Origin of the sequence: Halomicrobium sp. HM KBTZ05 (assembly GCF_041530035.1) — an archaeon.
Lineage (GTDB): Archaea > Halobacteriota > Halobacteria > Halobacteriales > Haloarculaceae > Halomicrobium.
The window spans coordinates 2567731-2591087 of the sequence record NZ_CP168057.1 but is presented as its reverse complement, the minus strand read 5'-3'; the positions used below and the strand labels follow the sequence as shown (position 1 = coordinate 2591087).

Annotated in this window: 21 protein-coding genes; 13 read left to right on the top strand and 8 right to left on the bottom strand. The window is 66.5% G+C overall.

What is annotated here, in order from left to right; genetic code table 11:
- Nucleotides 1–266 precede the first annotated feature (266 nt).
- The 6 genes from ACAH01_RS13435 to ACAH01_RS13410 all read left to right on the top strand — a co-directional run bounded on the left by ACAH01_RS13435 (nt 267) and on the right by ACAH01_RS13410 (nt 6994).
- The gene (locus ACAH01_RS13435; RefSeq protein ID WP_372479535.1) at nt 267–1118 is read left to right on the top strand and encodes a class I SAM-dependent methyltransferase; all 852 of its coding nucleotides are present in this window, start codon (nt 267–269) and stop codon (nt 1116–1118) included.
- 296 nt (nt 1119–1414) lie between these two features.
- Nucleotides 1415–1804 (top strand): hypothetical protein, encoded by a 390-nt coding sequence (locus ACAH01_RS13430; protein WP_372479534.1) that lies wholly within the window; start codon nt 1415–1417, stop codon nt 1802–1804.
- Nucleotides 1805–1848: 44 nt separating this feature from the next.
- Complete coding sequence (locus tag ACAH01_RS13425) at nt 1849–4182, top strand: STT3 domain-containing protein (RefSeq protein WP_372479533.1); 2334 nt, start codon at nt 1849–1851, stop codon at nt 4180–4182.
- Nucleotides 4183–4254: 72 nt separating this feature from the next.
- Nucleotides 4255–5349, top strand: a complete 1095-nt coding sequence (locus tag ACAH01_RS13420; protein WP_372479532.1) for a DUF4330 family protein — start codon at nt 4255–4257, stop codon at nt 5347–5349.
- A gap of 120 nt (nt 5350–5469) precedes the next feature.
- On the top strand, nt 5470–6483 hold the full coding sequence (locus tag ACAH01_RS13415; RefSeq protein WP_170093590.1) for an aldo/keto reductase: 1014 nt from the start codon (nt 5470–5472) through the stop codon (nt 6481–6483).
- Nucleotides 6484–6559: 76 nt separating this feature from the next.
- Nucleotides 6560–6994, top strand: a complete 435-nt coding sequence (locus tag ACAH01_RS13410; protein WP_372479531.1) for a VanZ family protein — start codon at nt 6560–6562, stop codon at nt 6992–6994.
- Between the two features lie 87 nt (nt 6995–7081).
- Here ACAH01_RS13410 and ACAH01_RS13405 read toward each other — a convergent pair whose 3' ends face one another.
- Nucleotides 7082–8092, bottom strand: coding sequence for an NAD-dependent epimerase/dehydratase family protein (locus ACAH01_RS13405; protein ID WP_372479530.1), 1011 nt, complete (start codon nt 8090–8092; stop codon nt 7082–7084).
- A gap of 128 nt (nt 8093–8220) precedes the next feature.
- On the opposite strand from ACAH01_RS13405, the gene ACAH01_RS13400 reads away from it, so the two are divergent.
- The 3 genes from ACAH01_RS13400 (at nt 8221) to ACAH01_RS13390 (ending at nt 12028) form a co-directional block, all read left to right on the top strand.
- Nucleotides 8221–8694 carry a dihydrofolate reductase gene (locus ACAH01_RS13400; protein WP_372479528.1) on the top strand — a complete coding sequence of 158 codons (474 nt, stop codon included), beginning with the start codon at nt 8221–8223 and terminating at the stop codon, nt 8692–8694.
- Nucleotides 8695–8745: 51 nt separating this feature from the next.
- Nucleotides 8746–10314: a 2,3-bisphosphoglycerate-independent phosphoglycerate mutase gene (gpmI, locus tag ACAH01_RS13395; protein ID WP_372479526.1), complete on the top strand. Its 1569-nt coding sequence runs from the start codon at nt 8746–8748 to the stop codon at nt 10312–10314.
- Nucleotides 10315–10585: 271 nt separating this feature from the next.
- Complete coding sequence (locus ACAH01_RS13390; RefSeq protein WP_372479525.1) at nt 10586–12028, top strand: carbohydrate-binding protein; 1443 nt, start codon at nt 10586–10588, stop codon at nt 12026–12028.
- Between the two features lie 136 nt (nt 12029–12164).
- Here the strand turns inward: ACAH01_RS13390 and ACAH01_RS13385 are convergent, their stop codons facing one another.
- The 4 genes from ACAH01_RS13385 to nadA all read right to left on the bottom strand — a co-directional run bounded on the left by ACAH01_RS13385 (nt 12165) and on the right by nadA (nt 16721).
- Nucleotides 12165–13010, bottom strand: coding sequence for a hypothetical protein (locus ACAH01_RS13385; protein ID WP_372479524.1), 846 nt, complete (start codon nt 13008–13010; stop codon nt 12165–12167).
- A 154-nt stretch (nt 13011–13164) separates the two neighbouring features.
- The gene (gene nadC / locus ACAH01_RS13380; RefSeq protein ID WP_372479523.1) at nt 13165–13980 is read right to left on the bottom strand and encodes a carboxylating nicotinate-nucleotide diphosphorylase; all 816 of its coding nucleotides are present in this window, start codon (nt 13978–13980) and stop codon (nt 13165–13167) included.
- Nucleotides 13980–15587 carry an L-aspartate oxidase gene (locus ACAH01_RS13375; RefSeq protein ID WP_372479522.1) on the bottom strand — a complete coding sequence of 536 codons (1608 nt, stop codon included), beginning with the start codon at nt 15585–15587 and terminating at the stop codon, nt 13980–13982. The genes nadC and ACAH01_RS13375 overlap by 1 nt, the downstream gene beginning before the upstream one ends.
- Nucleotides 15588–15590: 3 nt before the next feature.
- Nucleotides 15591–16721 carry a quinolinate synthase NadA gene (gene nadA / locus ACAH01_RS13370; RefSeq protein WP_170093599.1) on the bottom strand — a complete coding sequence of 377 codons (1131 nt, stop codon included), beginning with the start codon at nt 16719–16721 and terminating at the stop codon, nt 15591–15593.
- A 258-nt stretch (nt 16722–16979) separates the two neighbouring features.
- Between nadA and ACAH01_RS13365 the strand changes: the two genes are divergently transcribed.
- From ACAH01_RS13365 to ACAH01_RS13355, 3 genes are all read left to right on the top strand, one after another.
- Nucleotides 16980–18374 (top strand): hypothetical protein, encoded by a 1395-nt coding sequence (locus ACAH01_RS13365; protein WP_372479521.1) that lies wholly within the window; start codon nt 16980–16982, stop codon nt 18372–18374.
- Nucleotides 18375–18417: 43 nt separating this feature from the next.
- Complete coding sequence (gene hmgA / locus ACAH01_RS13360; RefSeq protein WP_372479520.1) at nt 18418–19629, top strand: hydroxymethylglutaryl-CoA reductase (NADPH); 1212 nt, start codon at nt 18418–18420, stop codon at nt 19627–19629.
- Nucleotides 19630–20068: 439 nt separating this feature from the next.
- The gene (locus tag ACAH01_RS13355) at nt 20069–21049 is read left to right on the top strand and encodes a PQQ-binding-like beta-propeller repeat protein (RefSeq protein WP_372479518.1); all 981 of its coding nucleotides are present in this window, start codon (nt 20069–20071) and stop codon (nt 21047–21049) included.
- A 92-nt stretch (nt 21050–21141) separates the two neighbouring features.
- On the opposite strand, the gene ACAH01_RS13350 is transcribed toward ACAH01_RS13355, so the two are convergent.
- From ACAH01_RS13350 to ACAH01_RS13340, 3 genes are read right to left on the bottom strand one after another with little or no spacing between them, the layout of a single operon-like run.
- On the bottom strand, nt 21142–21501 hold the full coding sequence (locus tag ACAH01_RS13350; RefSeq protein WP_372479517.1) for a hypothetical protein: 360 nt from the start codon (nt 21499–21501) through the stop codon (nt 21142–21144).
- Entirely contained in the window at nt 21498–22022 is a 525-nt protein-coding gene (locus ACAH01_RS13345) for a DUF5817 domain-containing protein (protein WP_372479516.1), read from the bottom strand. The genes ACAH01_RS13350 and ACAH01_RS13345 overlap by 4 nt, the downstream gene beginning before the upstream one ends.
- 37 nt (nt 22023–22059) lie before the next feature.
- A complete protein-coding gene (locus tag ACAH01_RS13340; RefSeq protein ID WP_372479515.1) occupies nt 22060–22890 on the bottom strand; it encodes a lysostaphin resistance A-like protein in 831 nt (276 codons plus the stop codon).
- 123 nt (nt 22891–23013) lie between these two features.
- Here ACAH01_RS13340 and ACAH01_RS13335 point away from each other — a divergent pair, with 123 nt between their 5' ends.
- Complete coding sequence (locus ACAH01_RS13335) at nt 23014–23349, top strand: cupin domain-containing protein (RefSeq protein WP_170093605.1); 336 nt, start codon at nt 23014–23016, stop codon at nt 23347–23349.
- Nucleotides 23350–23357: the final 8 nt, after the last annotated feature.

Sequence of the window (23357 nt, the reverse complement as noted above, 5' to 3'; positions counted from 1 at the left end):
AGATGTTTAGAACAAGCGCACCTCGACATCCACCCGATGGTATGAGGTGCGTCACCACGCCGCGGGGCTGTCGATCAGGGAACGGTGACGATAGTAGAGTTGTTGGGTGTCGATTGCTCTCACGGTAGAACATCTCTACCGAAGGATCATCTTGCAGAGTCGCTGAGGCCATACCATCTCAGCGTTCACCTTGCTCTTTGGTGTGATAATTGTTCTATGACTCGCGCTCCCACATATCTTATATCCTTGAACGGCCTACTGTAGATATGACTTCGAAAGTGTCCTCTGCTATCGACGAACTCGAGAATGGGGGCCCGATGCCTTTAGCTAAAAAATCTGCACTATATTTACTTCGACAAACTTCCTTCGGCAAAAGTCTCCTATATGATCGAACACTCGAAGAACTCCGCAAGCGTATGGGAGACGAAGACGGTCTCGATGACATTCTAGATACCGTACTGGGGGTTAAACCTGGATATCCTCCGTATCAAATAGCTATGATGCAGTTGAGAGACGAAATCGAAGAGCTCGCATCTATAATAAAAGAGGAGCAACCAAAGAGCGTCCTAGAGATCGGTACCGCCAATGGAGGCACTCTTTATGTTTGGAGTAGATACCTCGATAGCACACAACAATTAATAAGCCTAGACTTACCCGATGGACAATTTGGCGGTGGTTACGGCGAACGAAAAGCCGAAATATTCCGGGAATTCTCTCCCTCGAAGGAATTCCACTTCGTTCGAGACAACTCACATCGGTCAGGCGTATACGAACAAGTGGATAACATTGCGGACGATGGGCTGGACTTTCTATTTTTAGATGGCGACCACAGCTATCAGGGGGTTAAGCAGGATTTCGAGATGTATAGCCAGTTGGTGAACGACGGCGGTATCGTTGCACTCCACGACATTGTCAACCACCCAGACAGGGAGGCTGTAATCGAACAACGCAGAAGAACTGTCGACGATATCGAAGAAAGGCACCTTTCTTGGGGAGTGTCACACCCGGATTGCAACGTTGACGAGTTCTGGGCTGAACTCTCTCGCAATTACGATACTGAAGAGATCATATCACATCCAAAACAGACCTGGGGCGGCATCGGTATCGTTCGGATGTAACGTCCCAACTGTTGGACACACCATCTTATTTCTCATTGCATCGGCAGTATAGAACAAATGCTCGATCACTGTGCGGTATCGTACGAAAATGCGTATAAGGGTGTACATCGACATCAGACTGAATGGACGGCAGCGATCGGAGTTCGTCTCGAGTTCTCGGATACTCCCGTACGCTCAAGCGGAGGTTGACCACCACATACCGCGGCTCTGATCTGCGGTGTGCTTGTCGGTGGCTTGATTCGGTAGCTCGAAACGCATCACTAGTCAGTTGGTTCACTGGAGAGCCGCAACCGGAAGTGATCGTCGTTGACCTCCGGGAGACGTATATCGCCGGCCCGGTGATTCGGGCTCTCGATGGGATCGTACCACATATCGAACGAGCGTGGGATGAGTCTGTGTTTCAACAGTTTACCAGTCGCCTGAATGACGCCATTCGCCAGACACCGGTCAAACTCGCGAGCACCCTCGTACTCGCCGTGTTGCTCGTCCAGACGCTTAGATTCGTTCTCACTCCACCGGAAACGTCGTCCTCCACGTTGGCAGCACTCCTCGTCGCGTGGGTCGTTTCCTTACTCGGCCTCCGTGTCGACTGGACGCTCGCGGAACTCGCCGACAGTCGATCCGGCCGGGTCACAAAAGCACTCTTCGAACCACCGGACCTCTCCGGCAAAAACGAGTCGAAGTGACGACGAGTCGGTGACTTTATTCTGGCCAGCGGACATCACCGTGTATGAGCGACGAGGGCGACGTGAACGCAGTTCTCGACGAGCGCCCGGATCTCCGTGACGCCCTCGATACTGTTCTCGAGGTCGACGAACGGCACGAGACGTGGTCCTTCGAGGACGTTCCGATCGACTCCGGTCCGTTCGGAGAGTTGGTCGCCAGTGGCGTCGTCGAGTCTGTCGGTGACGAGTATCGGCTCGCGGATCCAGACGCCACTGTAGCGGCACTCTCGGGGGAGTCTTCGGAGGAAATGACGGCATCCGATCTCGGCGACTCGCTGTCTACGTTCGGGTGGCCGACGTTCGACCGAACGGCGGCCAGCGCGCTCACCATCGCACTCGCGTTCGTCGCACTCGTTCGCGTTCATCCGCTCTCGTCGATCTACCGTGACGGCAACGTCGTCCTCTCGGGAAACGATCCGTACTACTACCGCTACTGGGTAGAGGTCGTTTTGCGGGAGGGTGGTTCCGCCCTCAGCTTCGACGCACTCTCGGCACTGCCGGCGAATGTCACGAACGGTGAGCCACTGTTCGTCGCCACGTTGTGGTGGTTCGCGGCACTCCTCGGTGACGGTGCGGCCGCCGTCGGCGACGTGATGGCGTGGTATCCCGTTGTCTCGACGGTCGTTACGGCACTTTTCGTCTATCTGCTTGCCGTCACCGTCACCAGCGACCGACGGGTCGGTCTCGCGGCCGTCCTCCTCTTTGCCGTCGTTCCCGGCCACGCACTCCGCACCAGTGTGGGGTATGCAGACCACCACGCATTCGATTATCTGTGGCTGACGGCCACGGCGTTCGCACTCGCCGTCCTTGCGGAGACCGATCGGGAGACGCTCTCGTCGCCACGGACGTGGCTCGCGACGCTCGGTCTCGGTGTCGCAGTCGCCGGGCAGACGATCGCGTGGGACGCGTCACCGCTCGTGACCGTAGCTGTCGCACTGGTCGTCGTCGGGATAACGATCGCGGCCGTCGACGAAGTGCGGAGCCCGATCGTCGCCGGGCTCCCTATGGTCGTGGGACTCACTGTCGCGACTGTACTCAGTGTCGTCGTTCACGTCGTCGTCGACTGGCACACACCTCGTGTCGCTTTCGCTCCGCTCGTCGTACTCGGTGTCTCTCTCGGCGCAGTCGGAACTGCGACACTCGTAAACAGAACGACCGGTAACGTCCGACACCTGCTTGCAGTCGACGGGATCCTGTTTCCGCTCGGCGTCCTCGCCTTCAGATACACACGTCCGGACGACTGGAACGCACTCACCAGCGGTGCGATGCGACTCACCGCCGAGCGTAACATCGCCGAGACGGTCGGACTGTTCACACTTGACTCGCTGGCTGGGTTCCTGTTGCTCGGTTTCACGCTGGTGATCGCGTTCCCGGCGATGGTGTGGGGGGTGCAGCGAGCACGCACTCGCTCCGTCTGGGTCGTTCCGGTGGTCTACGTCTGGTACTTTCTCGGACTTGCGACTCTCTCGGTCCGCTTCGTCGGCGAACTCTCCCAGTTCCTCGCGGTGTTTGCTGGCATCGGCTTCGTCCGGCTGGCTGCCTGGGTCGACGCGATCGAACCGCTCGACGGTCGCACCGTTCCCGAGACGCTCCCGACACTGTCCGTCCCCGATCGCCGGACACTCGGGACACTCGCCGTTCTCTTCCTCCTGGTCGGTAGTCTCGGGATCGTTCAGGTCCCCGTAAAGACCGCTCAGGTTACGATCGAGGACAGCACGTACCAGAGCGCTGTCCACATCGCGAACCACTCGGCGGACCTCGACGAGTCATATCCGGACAACTACGTCCTGAGCCGGTGGGGCCGTAACCGCGTGTACAACTACTTCGTCAACGGCGAATCCGAGAGCTACAGCTACGCACGGCAGACGTACGGTGAGTTCGCCCGTAGTCGAGATGCCGATCAGTGGTACGAGGAGTTCGACGGCCGGGTCGGTTACGTCGTCCTCTCTACGGACCGCAACGCGAGCGCCGAAACGACGTACTCCCATCTCACCGACGACTACGGTAGCCGGAGTCCTGACCACGGCGGTCTCGCTCACTTCAGAGCCCTCCACGTCTCGTCTGAGGGCCAAAAGATCACGTACCAGGTCGTTCCGGGCGCGAACGTGACTGGCCAGACGGCACCCAACGAGACGGTCACAGTACGATCGAACGTGACGGTTCCGGGCGCATCGTTCACGTACGAACGCCAGACCACGGCCGACGCGGACGGGAACTACAGCGTCCGTGTCGCCAATCCCGGGACGTACACGATCACGGCAGGCGGCGACGCTCACACAGCCGTCGTCTCGGAAGAGGCAGTCGTGAACGGGACGCGTCTCGGCGTCGGTCAACAGTGAGCGTAACAGAAACCGACTGACGACGTTACGGTAGCGAAAGAGCTTTTGAAACGGCCTGATACTCCGAAGCGAATGCAACTCATCGACGACGAGGGGAACCTCTTCGGGCGCGTCAACGTGATCGATGCGTTCGTCGTGGCGCTGATCCTCGCTGTTGTGATCGCAGGCGGTGTGGTCGTCTTCGGGGAGCAAGAAGAGCCGGAGCTCGACCGTGCGACGACGAACGTCACGCTGGATCTCGGGTCACAGCCGGGGTACATCGTGGCACAGTTGCGGGAGAACGACAGCTACGCGCCGACGGGGACGACGCGGCTCACAATCACGGATCTCTCCTTTGGGCCTGCCGACTCGGGCACGCGGGTCCTCGTTCGCGCCGAGCTTCGGGGGATCGCGCGCGACGGAGGGATCGACTACGACGGTGAGCCCCCGCGGCTGGGTCGAACGATCGACATCAGCACCGAAACCTACCGGGTGAGTGGCGTCATTCGCGACCTCGGTGGTGAGAACACGTTCACCACGGCCCAGCGGTCACAGGTCCTCGTTCGCGACACGGTGAGTGCAGATACGGCCGCCGAGATCGCCGAGGGCGACACCTATCGGATCGCCGGTCGAGACGTGGCGACCGTCGAGTCAGTGTCGGTCTACGGCACGAACCGATCCGAGCGAAAGCGGGTCTACGTCGGCCTCACGCTGACGACGACACGGCATGATGGGGGGCCGAACTTCGGGACGATCCCGGTCCGAGAGGGCGCTTCGATTCCCTTCGAGACGGCCGCGTACGAGCTGGACGGGACCGTCGAGCGCGTCGGTGCGACCGAGCAACGCGGCGAAGCGACGACCCGAACGGTGACAGTCGAGTTGGAGAACGTCTCCCAGAGCCTCGCGTCGGCCGTCGACGCGGGTGGGACCGAGACAGCTGGTGGCACGACGATCGCTCGCGTCGAGAGCGTCGATCGGGTGAACGCGACCGTCGTCACGACCAGCGACGACGGTGAGGTCTACGCGCGTGACCACCCCACGAAACGGGATCTCACGATCGAAGCGACCCTCTCGGTCCGTGAGACGGCGGCCGGTCTCACGTTCAAAGGCGAGCCCCTCCAATATGACAGCGAGATCGTCCTCGATCTCGGCGACGTAACGGTCCGTGCGACGGTCGTGTCGCTGTAACCGCTGCTCGTCCTCTTGTCGACGATCCGCAGCACTCCTCGTCGGCGGTCGTTCGTGTGCTAGCACCATTTCACACGGATCCCGCCCAGTTATCCCCTTCGCGTTCTCAGACGTGCCTGTATGCACTACCGACGACTCGGCACGACGGGACTGCAGGTATCGCCGATCTGTCTGGGGACGTGGCGCTTCGGCAAGGAACACGAGGACAGCGGCGTCGTCGAGACGGACCGCGAGGACGCCCACGAGCTGCTCGACGCCTTCGCCGAGCGCGGCGGCAACTTCATCGACACCGCAAACGGCTACGGCGGCGGCGACTCCGAGCGCTGGATCGGCGAGTGGCTCGAAGACCGCGACCGCGAGGACTACGTCATCGCCTCGAAGTGCTTCTGGTCGACGGTCTCGCGCTTCCAGGAGAACCTCTCGAAGAAGAACGTCCGCGCGGAGGTCGAGGGATCGCTCGATCGGCTCGGCACGGATTACCTCGACGTTCTCTACCTGCACCGGTTCGACGACGACACGCCGATCGAACAGACGCTGCGCGCCGTCGACGACCTCGTTAGCGAGGGCAAGGTCCACAACGTCGGCCTGTCGACGGCCGACGCATGGAAGCTCACCAAGGGCCTGTGGAAGGCCGACGTGAACAACTACGAGGCGTTCACCGTCACCCAGCCCCTCTTTCACGCCGCCTACTACGAGGACGTCGCGGAGTACCTCGACGTGTGTGCCGACCAGAACCTCGCGGTCTGTCCGTACTCACCGCTGGCCGGTGGCTTCCTCACCGGCAAGTACGAGCGTGCGGGCGACGGGACCTACGAGCTGGACGCCCCCGAAGACACGCGTGCCCAGTTCGACGATCGCTTCCTCGATTTCTACGTCTCGGAACGGGGCTGGCACGTCCTCGACGAGGTCCGGGCCGTCGCCGAGGAGGTCGACGCCTCGCCGGCACAGGTCGCTCTGCGCTGGCTGATGGACCAGCCCGACTTCGACTGCGTCCCGATCGTCGGCGCGCGGACCGTCGACCAGCTCGACGAGAACCTCGGGGCGATCGACGTGACGATCTCCGACGACCAGTTCGATCGGATCTTCGAGGCCCGCTACGACGACGACGGCAACCTGTACAAGACGAACGCCTGATACGGACGACTCGTCGCCACGAGCGCGTCGCCCGCGACCACATCGCTTTTACCCCTCTCTGTCGGCAACGAAGCCAATGAGTGCTTTTCGCGTCCCGCTGTTGCCGTCGTGGCTCCGGTGGCTCGCCGTCGCCGTGGTGGGTGGTGTGATCTTCACGCTCTCGGTGGTCGTCGCGCCGCCGGGAGAGCCGGTCGTCAAGCCCTTCGATCTCCTCCCGCTGGACAAGTGGCGTCACTTCCTCGCGTACGCCGCCTTCGGTGGGACACTGGCGTACGCCACGAGCACCTGGCGATGGTCGACCGGCCGACTCGCGGTGTTCGTGCTCGGGATCACCGTGGCCTACGGCGTCGGCATCGAGATCTGGCAGTGGTTCCTGCCCAACCGCTACTTCGGGCTGGGAGACGCCTACGCCAACGCGCTCGGGGCGGCGCTGGCGAGTCCGTGGTTCCTCCTCCGCGATCGTCTCTCGTTCGTGTCACCGTCGGAGTGGGCGTCCGCGATCGTCGACTGATACGGACCGCTGTAGCGATGTACCGGTGCGCGTCTCCCTCGTCGCACACCGGTACGCAACGACAACGTTCCGTATGAAGGCCGGCCGTCACGACCGTCCGAACGATGCACGAAAGTCGGCGGTGGCGTCGCGCCACGCCGCGATCAGTTCGTCGTCGTTCTCGCTGTCCCAGGGCTCGATCCGGCCGTCGGCGTCGAGTCGCTCGACGGTCCGACGAACCCCGTCCTCGAAGCTGACGGTGTACTCGAAGTCCAGGTCTCGTCTCGCCTTGCTGTTGTCGAAGACCGTCGAGAACTGGAAGTGATCGCGCAGCATCGCCGTGCGGTCCGGGATGGCGTCGGCGAGGACGGTCGTCGGAACGTGGACGAGGTCGGGCTCGGGAGCGTCCAGCGCGTCGGCGACGGTCCGGTGGTACTGGTTCCAGGTGATCACCTCCTCGCTGGTGACGTGGTAGCACTCGCCGTACGCGTTGCCGTTGCCGACGGCGGCGACGAACGCCGCGGCCACGTCGTCGCGGTGGCACGGGCCCCACAGCGACTGGCCGTCGCCGTGGACGACGATGGGCTTGCCCTTCCGGATCCGGTCGACGTAGTAGGTGCCGACGCCGAGCGTGTGGAGCACCGGCCCGCCCTCACCGTAGGTGCTCCACGGGCGGAGCACGGTGGCGGCGAACGCGCCGTCGTCGTGGGCGGCCAGGAAGCGATCCTCGCAGGCGGCCTTGTCCGCGCCGTACTCGCTGACGGCCGGCTCGCGGGCGGCGTCTTCCGTGACGGGGTTGGTCGCCAGCGGGCGGTGGTACACGTCGACCGTCGAACAGAAGACGTACTGCTCGATCCCCCCGAAGATCTTGACGGCGGCTTCGGCCTGTGCGGGGGCGAAACAGACCATGTCGATCACGCAGTCGGGCTCGACCGCGTCGCGGGCGCGTTTCAGGGCGGCGTCGTCGTCGCGGTCGCCGTGGACGAACGACACCGTGTCCGGCAACTCGGCGTCGCTCTCCCCGCGAGTGAAACAGGTCACGTCGTGGCCGGCCGCGACGAGCTGGCGCGAGACGGCCGTGCTGATCAGTCCGGTGCCGCCGATGACGAGTACGTCCATGCCGGTGGGAGCGACCGCAGGGCGATAAAGCATCGTCACGCGGCCGCGGCGTCCGGGCGGGCGCTGGGTCGCGCTCGGGATCGACCGGCGGCGGTGGAGAGTAGTAGTCCCAGACCCAACGGTCGCGCATGGAGATCATCGCAGTCGCGGCGGTCGGCGAAAACGGCGTCATCGGCGACGGCGACCGACTCCCCTGGCACCTCCCCCACGAGTCCCGGCGCTACCGCGAGCGAGTCGCCGACGACACCGTCGTGCTCGGCCGCAAGACCTTCGAGATGTTCGAGGCACTGCCCGGCGCGCGACAGCTCGTCTTGAGTCGGAGCGAGCGTTCCTTCGAGGCCGAGACGGCGACTCACGCGGCGAGCGTCGACGCGGCGATCGATCTCGCCCGCGAGCGCGGCGATCCGGTGCTGTACGTGCTGGGCGGTGCCGGAGTCTACGAGGCGTTCCTGCCGCGGTACGACCGGATGTTGCTGAGCCGCGTCGACGGCGAGTACGAGGGCGACGCGACGTTCCCGGCGTTCGACCGCGAGGCGTGGACACTCGTCGACGAGACGCCGTACGACGGATACACGCTCGAAACGTGGGAACCCGCCGTGTGAGCGCCACCGACACCCGACAGTATCTTAGGGCGGCCCCGCCACCGACCCGATATGGAAGTCGGACTCGTCATTCTGGACGGCTGGGGACTGAACCCCGACACGGACACCCGGGACGCGGTCGCCGCGGCCGACACGCCAAACGTCGACCGATACCGCGAGATCGGTGCCGACAGCACGCTCGAAACCCACGGGCGTCGCGTCGGCCTCCCGGAGGGCCAGATGGGCAACTCCGAGGTCGGCCACCTCAACATCGGGGCCGGCCGCGTCGTCAAGCAGGACTCGGCTCGCGTCACCGACGGGATCGCAGACGGCACCTTCTTCGAGAACGACCGCCTGGAATCGGCCTTCGACTACGCCGAGGCCAACGACGGCGCGGTCCACTTCATGGGGCTGGTCTCTGATGGCGGCGTCCACTCCTATCAGAAGCACCTCCACGCGCTGATCGACTTCGCCGCCGACCGCGGCGTCGAGGCGGTCACCCACGCCTTCACCGACGGCCGGGACACCTCGCCGACCGGCGGCGAGGAGTACCTCGCCGAACTCCAGGCCCACGCCGCGGAGCGTGGAACGGGCCACGTCGCCACCGTCGCCGGGCGCTACTACGCGATGGACCGAGACCAGAACTGGGAGCGCACCCGCCGGGCCTACGACGCGATCGTCTCGCGCGAGGCCGCCCACAGCGCCGACACGGCGGTCGAAGCGGTCACCGACTCCTACGATCGGGGCGACACCGACGAGTTCGTCGAGCCGACGCTGGTCGAGGGCGAGCCTCGACAGACTCCCGGCGGCGAACGCCAGAGCAGTGGGCAGGGCCGGCCGGCGCTCGACGACGGCGACGCCGTGATCTTCTTCAACTTCCGCTCGGACCGCGCGCGTCAGCTCACGCGCATGCTGGGCGACGTTCGCCCAGAGGACTGGGGCGGCGACACGGAACCGCCGGAGGTCCGGCTGGTCACCATGACCCAGTACGACGCGACCTTCGACCTCCCGGTGGCCTACCCGCCCAACCAGCCCGAGGACGTGCTCGGCGAGGTGCTGGCCGAGACCGGCCACACGCAGCTTCGCCTGGCCGAGACCGAGAAGTACGCCCACGTCACCTACTTCCTCAACGGCGGCCGCGAGGTCGAGTTCGACGGCGAGATCCGCCGGATCGTCGAGAGCCCGGACGTGCCGACCTACGACCAGCAACCGGAGATGAGCGCACCCGCAGCCACCGACACCGCCATCGAGGTCATCGAGGACGACGACCCGGACGCGATGGTCTGTAACTACGCCAACGCCGACATGGTGGGCCACACCGGCGACTTCGAGGCCGCCACCGCGGCCGTCGAGGCCGTCGACGAGCAGCTCGGACGCATGGTCGAGGCGATCACCGAGGCCGGCGGTCACGTCCTCGTCTGTGCCGACCACGGCAACGCCGACGACATGGGGACCGCCGAGGACCCACACACGGCCCACACGCTCAATCCGGTCCCGTTCGTCTACCTCGGCCCCGACGGGACGGCGGCGGGCCGGGAGGCCCGCGACGGCGGGACGCTCGCGGATCTCGCGCCGACGATGCTGTCGCTGCTGGGGATCGACCAGCCCGACGCGATGACCGGCGAGCCGCTGGTCGAGTGAGGGCAACGGCCAGCCGTCCGTGGCCGTCGCCGATCGGCCCGGCGTTTCGTATCGACGCACGACCGGCGGTCGTCGCCGCGCGTTTCCGCGCTGTTCGACAGAAATGCACACTATAAATGATTAATTTTTAGCCGACGAAACACCATAGTACTGTCGCGGTCGGGCGTCCGCTACGGTCGCGGCCATCGGGGTGTCCGGATGTTGGGGGCACTGGCAGCTGCCCGATCGGTGTCGCCGTCGTACTGCCGTCCCGGCCGTCGAGGGATCACACATGCGACGACGGACGTACGTACGATCACTGTCGGCGCTCGTGGGGCTCACGGGCGTCGGCGCGGCATCGGCACAGCAAGAGTACCCGACGTGGGACGCGAGCGCGACCTACTCGGAGGGTGACCGGGTCGTCTACGAGGGGACGATCTACGAGGCCCAGTGGTGGACACAGGGCGACGAACCCGGTAGCACCCAGTGGGGGCCGTGGAACGTCGTCGACTCTTCGGACGGTGGCTCCGACGGGGGGAGCGACGGGGGGAGCGACGGCGGCAGCGACGACGGCACGGACGGTGGCAACGAGACCGACTATCCGGCCTGGGACGCCGGCACCACGTACACCGGCGGCGATCGGGTCGTCTACGAGGGGACGATCTACGAGGCCCAGTGGTGGACTCGGGGAGACGAGCCCGACGCCGGTGGACCGTGGGACGAAGTCGGTCCCGTAGACGGTGGCGGTGGGGACGACGGCAGCGGTGACGACGGCAGCGACGATTCCGACGGAGACACGGGCACACCGGGCGCGATCCCGGAGAACGTCTTCGCCCCGTTCGTCGACGTAGCCCTGGACGACCAGCAGGCGCTCACCGACGCGGTCTCGAACGCCGGGACCAAGTACTTCACGCTCGCGTTCGTCAACTCCGCCGGGGGCGAGCCGGCGTGGGCCGGCGACTCGAACCTGATCGTCGGCGAGAGCGGCGAACGCCTCGACATGCAGGGCCAGATCGCCGACCTCCGGGCCGACCACGACGGTGAGGTCATCGTCTCCTTCGGCGGTCTCAGTGGCACGTACCTCGCGGAGGCGGTGACGAGCGCGAGCACGCTCAAAGAGAAGTACGCGACGGTCGTCGATCGGCTCGACGCGCAGTTCATCGACTTCGACGAGGAGCAACACATCCGGGACAACCCCGAAGTCATCGAGCGCCGGAACGAGGCACTCGCTTTGCTCCAGGCAGAGTACCCGGAGCTGTCGATCTCGTACACGCTGCCGGTGATGCCCAGCGGGCTCCCCGAGCAGTCGAGCAACGACGTGCTGTTCGTGCTCGAAGACGCGGCCCAGCGCGGCGTCGAACTCGACGCCGTGAACCTCATGACGATGAACTACGGCTCGGCGTTCGAACTGAACGGCGAGACCGTCGTCGACGCCGCCGAGAGCGTCCACGGACAGCTGGCCGACATCTATCCGGATCGGTCGGCCACAGAGCGCTGGAACACGATCGGCCTGACGCCGATGATCGGCCAGAACGACGTCGACTCGAACGTGTTCTACCCCGCGGACGCACAGACGGTGCTCGATTTCGCACAGGAGAAGAACCTCCGGTGGCTGTCGTTCTGGGAGCTCGTCCGCGACAACGGCGAGGGGAGCGCGCTCTACGAGAGCAGCCAGATCGACCAGGAACCCTACGAGTTCTCGTCGATCTTCGACGCGTTCACGAGCGACAGCTGATACTGCCGGCTGTCACTTCGTGACGATCTTCGCCACCCCGGGGTGGCGAAATCGGTCACAGATGTACAGCCGGTAGTATGAACATCGGTGCGTCCGTCCGTTCGAGCTCCGTGGCCGACACACTGTGGCGGTTCGCTCAGGCGTTCGCGACGGCGAATCGCACCTTCAGCGGCTCCAGGCTCTCGACGACGGCCGCGCGTTCGCGTTCGATCGCGTCGGGATCGCCTGGCGGGTACGCCCGTGCGAGTTCGAGTGCCCGGTCGTAGGCCTCGCGTGCGTCGACGAGCAGTTCGTAGGCCGATTCGTCGTTGTCGGCCGCCAGTTCCCAGTCGGCGGCGTCTGCACACGCCGCCGCGTGCTCTCGGTGGGCGGCGACGAGTCGCGCGAGCACGGTCTCGGCGTCCTCGCGGGCCGCCCGTTCGGCGTCGCTGACCGGCTCGTCCTCGTCGCCCAGCAGCGTGGCCGCGCGGCGGTACGCGTCGAGCGCCGCTTCCAGCTCTGTGGCGCTGTCGGCGGGCTCTGTGGCCTCGCGCGCGGACTCGTGGTGGGCGCTGGCCCGATCGAGGACGTGCTCGGCGAGCGTCGACTCCAGCACGTCGACGGCCGCGTCGACCGCGCGGGGCTTGCGAGCGGTGAACTCGAAGCGGTCGGTCCCCGTCTCGACGACGAGTGACTGTGTCAGGGTCTCCGTCCGTTTCTCGACGGTCTCGACGTCGTCGTAGGCGACTTCCGCGCGGAAGTCCGTCTCCTGGTCGGGCGGCACGCCGACGAGAAACAGGAGCCGACGGTCCGTGATCGCGGCGACGGCACCGTAGGCCGTGCCGGGTTCGATCACCGTCGTCTCGTCGCCGCCTCTCGTGAGTCCGACGCGCCTGTTGGTCAGGACGTGGTGGACCGTCTCCGCCGTGTCGCAGACGGCAGAGAGCGGTCGCTGGAGGAGATCGTCGGCGAGCGCGGCTATCTCGTTGTTTTCCGACGCCATGTGTCCCTACTCGTCGTTGTCCTCAGCGTCCACTGCCTCGATCGAACTATCAGCGATACGTCGCATAAACGTAACGGTCCCCCCAACGTGCGCGGGTGATCGATGCCTGCCCGTGGCGTCGTCGGCCCACGCGGCTCCCGCTGTGGCGTCGATCTCACCCGGTCCGAAAGGACAGATCCAGCGTCGGCGCGGAGTGAGTCAGCGATCCCATCGAGATCACGTCGACGCCGGTCGCGGCGTAGTCGGGCACCGTCTCGACGGTGATCCCGCCCGAGGCCTCCGCCAGCGCCGCGGCGTCGCTCTCGCGGAGCAACGCGACGGCCTCGCGCGTTTCGCCGGGGGGCATGTTGTCCAGCAGGACGACATCTGCGCCGGCCGCGGCCGCTCGGGGCGCGTCCTCGGGCGTCTCGACTTCTACGTCGAGCCGCGTCGCGAAGGAGGCCCGCTCGCGGAACTGCTCGATCGCTCCGTCCAGCCCCAGCTCGGCGACGTGGTTGTCCTTGACCATCACCATGTGCGAGAGGTCGAGCCGGTGGGTGTCACCGCCGGCAGCCGCGACGGCGCGCTTCTCGACGCCGCGCAGTCCGGGCGTGGTCTTGCGTGTCGCCGCGACGCGAACCTCGTCGTCGACCGCGCGGGCGGCGGCGACCGCGGCGTCGGTCTTCGTCGCGATTCCCGACGCGTGGCCGGCGACGTTGACGGCGACGCGCTCGCCTCGCAGGATCGCCCGCGCCGGTCCCTCGACGGCGAGCAGTACGTCGCCGCTCTCGACGGCGGTCCCGTCCTCGATTCGCTCTCGCACGGTCACGTCGAGGTAGTCAAAGACGGCCGTCGCGACGTCGAGACCGGCGGCGACGCCGGACTCCGTGGCGAGGAGTCGGCCGGTGGTCTCGCCGGGCACGTCGTTGGTCACGTCGTGGTGGCCCACGTCCTCCCGGAGCCACCGCTCGATGTCGCTGTCGGTCAGCATCAGTCGTCGGCCCGGGGTCCGGGCTCTTCGGTCGGGTCGGCCTCGACGACGTGGTGGGTCCCGACGCTCTCGTCGTTCTCGATGGCGTGGCGAGTCACCAGCAGCGCCGTCACGCTGGCGTTGCGCAGTTCGTACAGCGACCGGGCGGTGCGCGTGCGGACGTAGGCGTCGACCTCGCCCTTGAGCCGCCGGAGGACACCCAGTGCGCGGTTCAGGTCCGCGGGGTCGCGTTCGATGCCGACGTACTCGTCCATCACGCGCCGCAGGCGCAGGAACTTCTGGCGGGCGAAGTCCTCGGGCAGGTCGGGATCTCGCTCCAGCAGCTCCGGCGCTTCGATCACCGTCGGCGCGTGCCCGGCCGCATCCGACCCGGCACGCAGGCCCCAGACCAGTCCCTCCAGCAGGCTCGTCGACGCCAGCCGGTTCGCGCCGTGGACGCCGGTCCGGGCGCACTCGCCGACGGCGTACAGCCGGTCGAGACTGGTCCGGCCGCGGTCGTCGACGGCGACGCCGCCACAGAGGAAGTGTTCGGCGGGCGCGACCGGGATCCCCTCGGTGTAGTCGACCCCGCGGTCGTCGCACTTCTCGGCGAGACCGGGGAACTCCGCGGCGAACGCTAGTGGGATCACGTCCAGCACGACGCTGCCAGTCGCCTCGCGCTCGGCGGCGACCGCGCGGGCGACCACGTCGCGGGGCGCGAGTTCGGCGTCGTCGTGGTAGTCGGGCATGAACCGCTCGCCCGCACCGTTGCGCAACAGCGCGCCTTCGCCGCGAACGGCCTCGCTGACGAGGAACGGGTCGCCGCCATCGCCCGTCGCGCTCGCGTCGCTGGCCGCGTCGGCTCCCTGCTCGCCCCCCACGTAGACGGTCGGGTGGAACTGGACGTACTCCATGTCCGCCACGTCTGCGCCGGCCAGTGCGGCCATGGCGATCCCGTCGCCCGTCGACCCGGTCGGGTTCGTCGAGTGGGTGAACAGATCGCCGATCCCGCCGGTCGCCAGCACCGTCGCACCGGCGTACAGCGGCGCGGCGTCGCCGTCGGATTCGAGCATCGCTCCGTGGACGCGCCCCTCGTGGCGGATCAGCTCCAGCGCCGCCGTGTCGTCTCGAATCTCGACGTTGTCGTGGTCGTCGAGGTAGTGCAGGAAGGGGACGTGGATGTGCTTGCCCGTGGCGGCGTCGACGTGGAGGATGCGGTCCTCGCTGTGGGCGGCCTCGCGGGTGAAGTCGTAGTTCTCGTCGCCGCTCGCCCGTTCCGAGGACTCCCGCTGGTCGTCCTCGCGGCTGTCGAAGTTCACGTCCAACGTCTCGACGAGCACGTCCCGGACGGCCTCGTTGGCGTTCTCGACGAGTACGTCGACGGCGTCGGGGTCGGCCGTGCCGTCGGAGGCCGCGAGGATGTCCTGCTTGAACTGCTCGGGGTGGTCTCGGGAGACGGCGATCCCGCCCTGAGCCCACCAGGAGGAGGCACCTTCGGGACGGGTCGCTTTCGTGGCGACGACGACCTCCTCGCCCTCGCGTGCGCTGGCGAGGGCGGCAGCGAGGCCCGCGATCCCCGACCCGACGACGAGTACGTCGACCGTCTCGTGGTCCGTCGTTGCGCTCATGGTTCAGATCTCCAGCATTCGGTCGAGCGCGACCTGTGCAAGCTCTTTCTCCTGCGGTGCGACTTCGATGACGTTGCGCTCCCGGCCCGCCACCAGCTCTTCGAGCACCCACGCGAGGTAGTTCGGGTCGATCTGTCGCATGGCGTTGCAGTCCATGCAGGCCTCGCCACACAGCGGGACGACGTTCACCTCGGGGTGCCACCGCTGGAGGTGGTGGGTCAGGTGGATCTCGGTGCCGATCGCCCAGGTGTCGCCGGGATCGGCCTCCTCGACGACCTCACAGATCTGGGCCGTGGAGCCGGCCACGTCGGCCGCCTCGACGACCTCGCGTCGACACTCGGGGTGGACGATGACGTTGGCGTCGTCGTACTCCTCGCGCACCTGTTCGATGTGAGACTCGCGGAACCGCTCGTGGACCTGGCAGTAGCCGTCCCAGAGGATGATGTCGTTTGCGACGGCCTTGCTGGCGTCCTTGGAGTCGGGGTCCCACGGGTCCCACTCGACGATCTCGTCTTCGAGCCCCAGCCGGTGGGCCGTGTTCTCGCCCAGGTGCTTGTCGGGCAGGAAGAGGACCTTGTCGCCCTGTTCGAAGGCGTACTCGAAGGCCTTGTGCGCGTTCGAGGACGTACAGACCAGCCCGCCCTGCTCTGCACAGAAGGCCTTCAGGTCGGCGTAGCTGTTCATGTACGTGATCGGAACGACGTTGGCGTCGGTCTCGGCGGTCAACTCGGCCCACGCCGCGTCGACCTGGAGGGCCTCTGCCATGCCGGCCATCGGACAGGACGCCTCCATGCTCGGCAGGATCACGCTCTGGTCGTCGTCCGTGATGATGTCTGCGGACTCGGCCATGAACGTCACGCCGCCGAAGATCACGTAGTCGGCGTCGGCGTTGGCCGCCTCCTTGCTCAGCTGGTAGGAGTCGCCGATGAAGTCGGCGTGTTCGACGATCTCGCGGCGCTGGTAGTTGTGTCCGAGGATCACCACGTCGTCCCCGAGTGTGTCGAGCGCGCTCTCGATTCGCTCGGTCCGTTCGTCCTCCCCGAGATCCCGGTACTCCGGCGGGAGCTGTTCGAGGTTGTCGTACTTGAAGAGACTGAGGTCAGTCTCGAACTCCGCGGATTCCATTGCTGGCATAGCTGGCTACCCCTGTTGTCTCTTCCTACGGAGCTCCGTATTGAAAAGATTTTGCCTTCAATACACGAGAACGGTGGCGTTCTGGGAGTCGATGGCCGTCGTTGTAGCATCGTGGTGTTTGTTAGCACACAATCGGCTCGCGACCGCCGAGCGACGGGCCACGCGGAGGCCCGGAAGCCTCGGTACGATGGGCTTACCGATCGCCGGCCGGCGGTTGGCTCCAAATAACAAACCGCCCCACGGAGAGAGACGAGGGGTATGGGAAACAATTCGGGCGGTAACCCCGAATCGAACGGCGAGTCTGACGGGTGCACACGGCGGGCATTTCTGGGGGTGACACTCGGGGGCGCGCTCGTGGGACCCGCTGGCGTCGCCGGCACCGCGACGGCACAAGTAAGCGACAGCCAGTTCACGATCGGCTGTGACTACGTCGAGGTTACCGACTCGACCGGCATCGACGCCGTCCGGGTCGCCTTCGAAGACGGCAGTTTCGTCCAGTCGAGCAACGGAGTGTCTCTCGACGACGGCGAGCCGGTCCGCTACGGCTCGCCGGGGCGAATCCTCGACTCGGTCACGATCAACGGCACGCAGACGGTCGACAACCCGGACCCGTGCCAGCGTCGGCACAGAGCCACGACGTTTACGGCCACCAGCGTCCACGTCCCCGTCGGCGAGTTCGTCCTCTCTGGGGGCGTGCCGTCGGTGCTGACCTCGCGAGTCCGCTTGCACTTCGTCGACGGTACGACCGAGACGAAGCAGAGCTACAGCGAGGACGGCGTGGGCGACACCGACGACTTCCCGGAACTGTCCGGCATCCGCGACACCGACGGCATGGACGCCGTCCCGAACGTCTACCGGGGGAGCGGCCAGCACGCGGGCAAGACGATCGAAGCCATCGAGATCGAAACCGACCAGGACTACCGCCGACACTACCTCCGGAGCGACGTGGCCGAGGCCGCCACGCTCGGCACGGAGACGCCCCAGGAACGCTGCGTCGAGGTCGTCGGAGCGAGCCAGGGCGACGTGAGCTACGAGCTGACCGCGACCGGACCGATCCGGCCGACGACGATCAACGACCGGATCGGTGCCGGCGACAACGACACTATCACCCGGAACGACGACGGTACGTGGACGGTCAGTGGCTTCACCGGGAACACCGGCTACGGCGACTCGTTCGTGGTCAACGGCGCGATCACGGAGATCAGACAGACCGGCGGCGACGGCGACTACGTCGTCCGCGAGATGGAACGGCGCGTCGTCAGCCAAAGCACGGACGCTGTCGACAGCTCCCCGGACGGTGCCAGCGACGACGGTGGGGCGGACGGCAGCGGCGACGAACCCACCACCCACGAGGTCGCCGTCGTCGCCACCGAACAGGGCGAGGTGCGCTACGAGTTCACCGTCGACGGATCGGTCGAGCGAGCGGTCGACGTGGCCGACGACCTCGTCGCCGAAGACAACGACACGATCACCGACAGCGGCGACGGGACGGTCACCGTCTCGGGGTACACGGGCAACCCCGGCTACGGCGACACCTTCCTCGTGACCGGGGACCTGACCGCCTTCGAGCGCACCGGCGGTGACGCTGCCTTCCGGATCGAACTCGACGGCGAGACCGTGACGGCCGACGAACTGGTCGAACGCCTGTCCTGACCGGATCAGAACTGTTAGGGGAGTCGCCCGCGAGCATTCGGCCATGACCGACGCCGAGGAGCTCGCAGCGCGCGTCCGCGAGGGGGAGCTTCGCCTCTACGAACTCGAAGAGCACGCCGACGCCGAGACCGCCGCGAGGGCACGCCGACGGCTGCTGGCCGAGGAGACCGGCGTCGACCTCGAATCGGTCGGCGACTACACCTTCGAAGCCGCCGACGCCGAACCCAACGTCGAGAACATGATCGGCGCGGCCCAGGTGCCGATGGGCGTCGTCGGCCCCCTCCCCGTCGACGGGAGCGCCGCTGACGGGGAGCACTACCTCCCGCTGGCGACGACCGAGGGTGCGCTCGTGGCCAGTGTCAACCGCGGCGTCAGTACGATCAGGCGCGCTGGCGGTGCGACCGCTCGCGTGCTCAAGTCGGGGATGACGCGCGCGCCGGTCTTCAAAGTCGAGGACGTGGCCGCGGCCGGCGAGGTGTCGGCCTGGGTGCGCGAACACGTCGCGGACCTCGCGGAGGCCGCCGAGGCGACCACCGGACACGGCGAACTCCAGGACGTGACCCCCTACGTCGTCGGCGACAACGTCTTCCTGCGGTTCTCCTACGACACCAAAGACGCCATGGGGATGAACATGGCGACGATCGCGACCGAGGCCGCCTGCGAGATCGTCGAGCGCGAGACGCCCGCCGAACTGGTCGCGCTCTCTGGAAACCTCTGTTCGGACAAGAAGCCCGCCGCGATCAACGCCGTCGAGGGACGGGGCCGCACCGTCGCCGCGGACGTGTTGATCCCCCACGAACAGGTCGAGGAGCGACTCGGAACCACGACCGAGGCCATCGCCGAGGCAAACACGCGCAAGAACCTCGTGGGCTCGGCCAAGGCCGGGGCGCTCGGCTTCAACGCACACGCGGCCAACGTCGTCGCCGCGGCCTTCCTCGCGACCGGCCAGGACGCCGCACAGGTCGTCGAAGGCGCGAACGCGATCACCACCGTCGACGCCCGCGAGGACGGGCTGTACGCCTCGGTGACGCTGGCGTCGCTGGAGGTCGGCACCGTCGGCGGCGGCACGAGCCTCCCGACCCAGGCCGAGGGGCTGGACGTGCTGGGCTACGCCGGTGGCGGCGACCCCGCGGGCAGCAACGCCGACGCCCTCGCGGAAGTGATCGCCGCCGGGGCGCTGGCCGGCGAACTCTCACTACTGGCGGCCCTCTCCTCGCGACACCTCTCCAGTGCTCACGAGGATCTCGGTCGGTAGCAGACTCGCCTGGTCGATTTCGATCGATAGCGTCCCAACAACGCCGCTATTCCGGCTGCTGTCTTGCTCGTCGTCGTCTCTTCGACCCAATCACGTGGTTGATCTTACTGAACGAATCCAGTACACTTATACTGGCGATATTTGACAGGAATAGCCGTGGCCGCCGAACGGTCACCGAGTCAACACCACCGTCATGTCTCAGTACAACCGTCGGTCACTGCTCCGTGCGGGTGTCGCCGCCGGAACGGTCGCTACTGCCGGCTGCCGCGCTCCGCAGCGTCCGGAGCGAACGATACGATCCGATCGGCGACCCCCGGCGGGGACGTGGCCGTCACAGCACCGCGGCGTTCGAAACAGTCGCCACAGTCCGACTGCTACGCCACCGAGACAGACACCCCAACGCGAGTGGCGCGTCGATCTCCGGGGAACGGTGTTCCGGATGGTCGCAGCCGACGGGACGGTGTACTGTCTGACGCTGCGATCCGGCGCGTCGGGTGACGTGTACGCCGTCCGGGCGGACGGCGTGACACGGTGGCACGAGGCGGATCTCGACGGCGTCGGGTCGCTCGATTACGTCGCTGGGCGGTTGTACCTCGGCGGACGGACGTTCCGGGCGCTGGACGCGGCCTCCGGCACGGCGCTGTTCGAAACGAAGCTCCCGGAGGGACAAGCGTACTCGGCCGTCGAGCACCGCGGCACGATCTACGTCGCGACGAACACCGACGCGCTCTACGGGCTCGACGCGGACACCGGGGCGATCCAGTGGCACGCATCGACCGGTGGTGACCACGACATCAGCATCTACCAGGGGCGGCCACTCGTCTCCTCGCCCTCCCGAGTCCGCTGCTACCGGTCCGACCGTTCGGCGCTGAGGGCCCTCCTCGGCGAGCCACCGGCGATTCACACGTCCTGGCAGCCATCCCATCAGAGCGTCGCCGTCCTGTGGCCTGCCGTCGTCGACGGGACGCTGTACCGGGGAGCCGTCGGCACCGGTGGCCGATCGACCGTCCCGCTGATAGCGTACGATCTCGACGCGGGACAGCGGCGGTGGCACCGAGAACTGGCCAGTTACGTCTACACGCCGGCAGTCGACCCCGACGCCGGGCGCGTGTACACGTTCGCCCGTCCAGCGGGCGCTCGAACGTCCCACGGCACCGTGTACGCACTCGACAGCACCAGCGGCGCGACGGTGTGGTCACAGCCACTCGGCTTTCGCGCGGGCTGTCCCGTGATCGCCAACGAGACGGTGTACCTCTCCGGGCCAGACGCGGCCGGCGGGCGCGTCGTCGCCCTCGACGGCTCGACCGGCGCGGTGCGGTGGGAAGCCGGCGTCGGAGACAGACAGGTGAGCCACGCGCTCCTCTCGGTCGGCGACCGACTCTACGTCGGCGGCGCTGGGGAGCTGACTGCGCTGGCGTAGCTCGCTTGGAGTCATACTGCCGGCTGTACCTTCGTGAAGAGCTTCGCCACCCCGGGGTGGCGAAATCGTTCACAGATGTACAGCCGGTCGTATCAGGACGCCCGCCGCTGGATCGTCACCAGCCACCCCGCGCCGCCGACGAGCGCCGCCACGCCGACCACGAGCAGGCGGTCGCTCCCGAGAGCGATCCCGCCGACGAAGCCGACCAGCGAGACGGCGAAGACCGCGTGTGCCGCCGCAAACAGCGTATAGCCCTGCCGGTAGAAAACGACCGTCCCGAGCGCGAGTCCCGCAGCGAGCACGACCGGAGAGGCCAGCGCCGGCTGGATCGGGACGCCGCCCACGTCGATCGGTCCCGTGATCGGCTGGGCGAGAAAGAGCAGTCCGGCGGCCCCGACCAGGACACCGACGGCGGTCCGGCCGGGCTCGACGGCATAGCCGGCGACGTTCATAGTCGCCGGTAGGTCCCGCCGCTCTCGGTCACCTCGCCGCGGCGACGGAGCTTCGACAGTGCGTCGCGGACGTAGTCGGCGGGGACGCCGCGCTCGGTCGCGTAGTCGATCACGTCCGCCTCGGTGGGCGCTTCGCACTCGCGGAGTGCCGACAGGACGATCTCCTTTCGGCTCTGTCCCCCGCCAGCGCCGCCTTCGGACCGTTCGGCGGCGGCCGCGACCTCCTCTGTATCTACGCCGGCAGCCTCTAGCACCGCCTCGTCGCTCGGACCGGCGTCGTCGAGTCGCCCCTCCATCTCGGCGAACGAATCCAGTTGTGCGAACGCGTCGCCCTGGTCCTGGCGGTTCGCGAGCATCGACGACCGGACCTCGCGAGCGTGGTCCTCGTCGTCGGTCTCGACGAACTTGCGGCGCTTCTCGTGCTTTCTGGTCGTGCCACAGCGGGGACACTGGGTCGTCGCCGGCCGCCCCTCGACGATCCACAGCGCCGAACAGTCGCTACACCCCACGACGGCGTACATACTCACCGTTGGGACGGTCGCCGATTGAATCTGGCGGTCACACCGGCAGCGCGGCCAGCAGCGTCTGGGGTGCCGCCGCCATCTCGTCGCCGTAGACGATACCGATGTACAGGAACAGGACGATCGTCGAGTTGTAGATGCCGTGGATCACCGCCGGGACGACGATGTTGTCCGTGTACTCGTAGCTCGTTCCAAACACCAGCGCCGGCCACAGCAACACGACCAGCACGAGCGCGTTCCCGACGGTCGAACCACCGACCAGTGCGACCCCGTGCATCCCAGCGAAGGCGATACTGGCGATGAGGATCGCGGACACCGGACTGAGGACCTCACGGAGGCGACCCTGGACGACGCCACGGAAGAGCAACTCCTCGCTGGGCCCGACGACGAACAGCATCACCGGGATCAGGTAGAGGACGATTCCGGGGTTCGCCATCGCGACCTCACCGAGCTGGTTCTGTCCGGTCTCGACCTGTAGCTGTGAGATGACGAGGAGGCCGACGATCACGCCCGCGAAGGCGGTACAGTACCCCCCGAAGATCACACCGAGGTCGCGCAGATCGGGCACGCCGTAACCGATGTCGAAGGGCGTCGATCCGGGTTCGAAACCCAGTCGCTCTCTGATCTTCGGCCCCAGCGACGGTCTGGCGTTGACGTACGCCATCGACACGCCGAAACAGCCGACGCCCTGGACGAAAATCAGCGAGAGGATCAGGAACTCGACGCTCGTCGGGTCGAGGTCGAATCCGGCCAGAACCAGCCCGATTCCCGCGACGTTCGCCAGGACGATCCCCAGGATCAAGCCGCCAGCGCCGAGCCCGAGCGCGGAGACCAGTGCGACGGCCGTTCGCTTCGATTGCTCGTTCATCTTGATGGTACTCGATCTTTGGAGTCGACGGCATGAAAACTGTTCTCCAGTCCGCCGACGCGTCCCGGCTCGACCCTCCACCGCCCCGGTAAGCTTACCTGCCGCCCTCCACTCACCTCTGCCATGCAGGTCTGTGACACCGCCGACAGCGAGTTCACCGAGGTCGTCGACGGCGTCCACATCGCGCCGCTGGCGGTCGGCGAGCGGATGAACGTCCAGCACTTCCACATCGAACCGGGCGCGGTCGTCCCGGAACACAGCCACCCCAACGAGCAGGTCGGTTTCGTCGCTCGCGGGACGTTCACGTTCCTTATCGACGGCGAGGAACAGGTCGTCGGTGCCGGCGACTCCTACGTCGTCCCGGCCGAGGAGCCACACGAGGCGGCCAATCGAACGGACGAGCCCGTGCGCGGGATCGACGTGTTCAGCCCGCCACGCGACGAGCCAGCCTGGAAGTGACAGTGTGA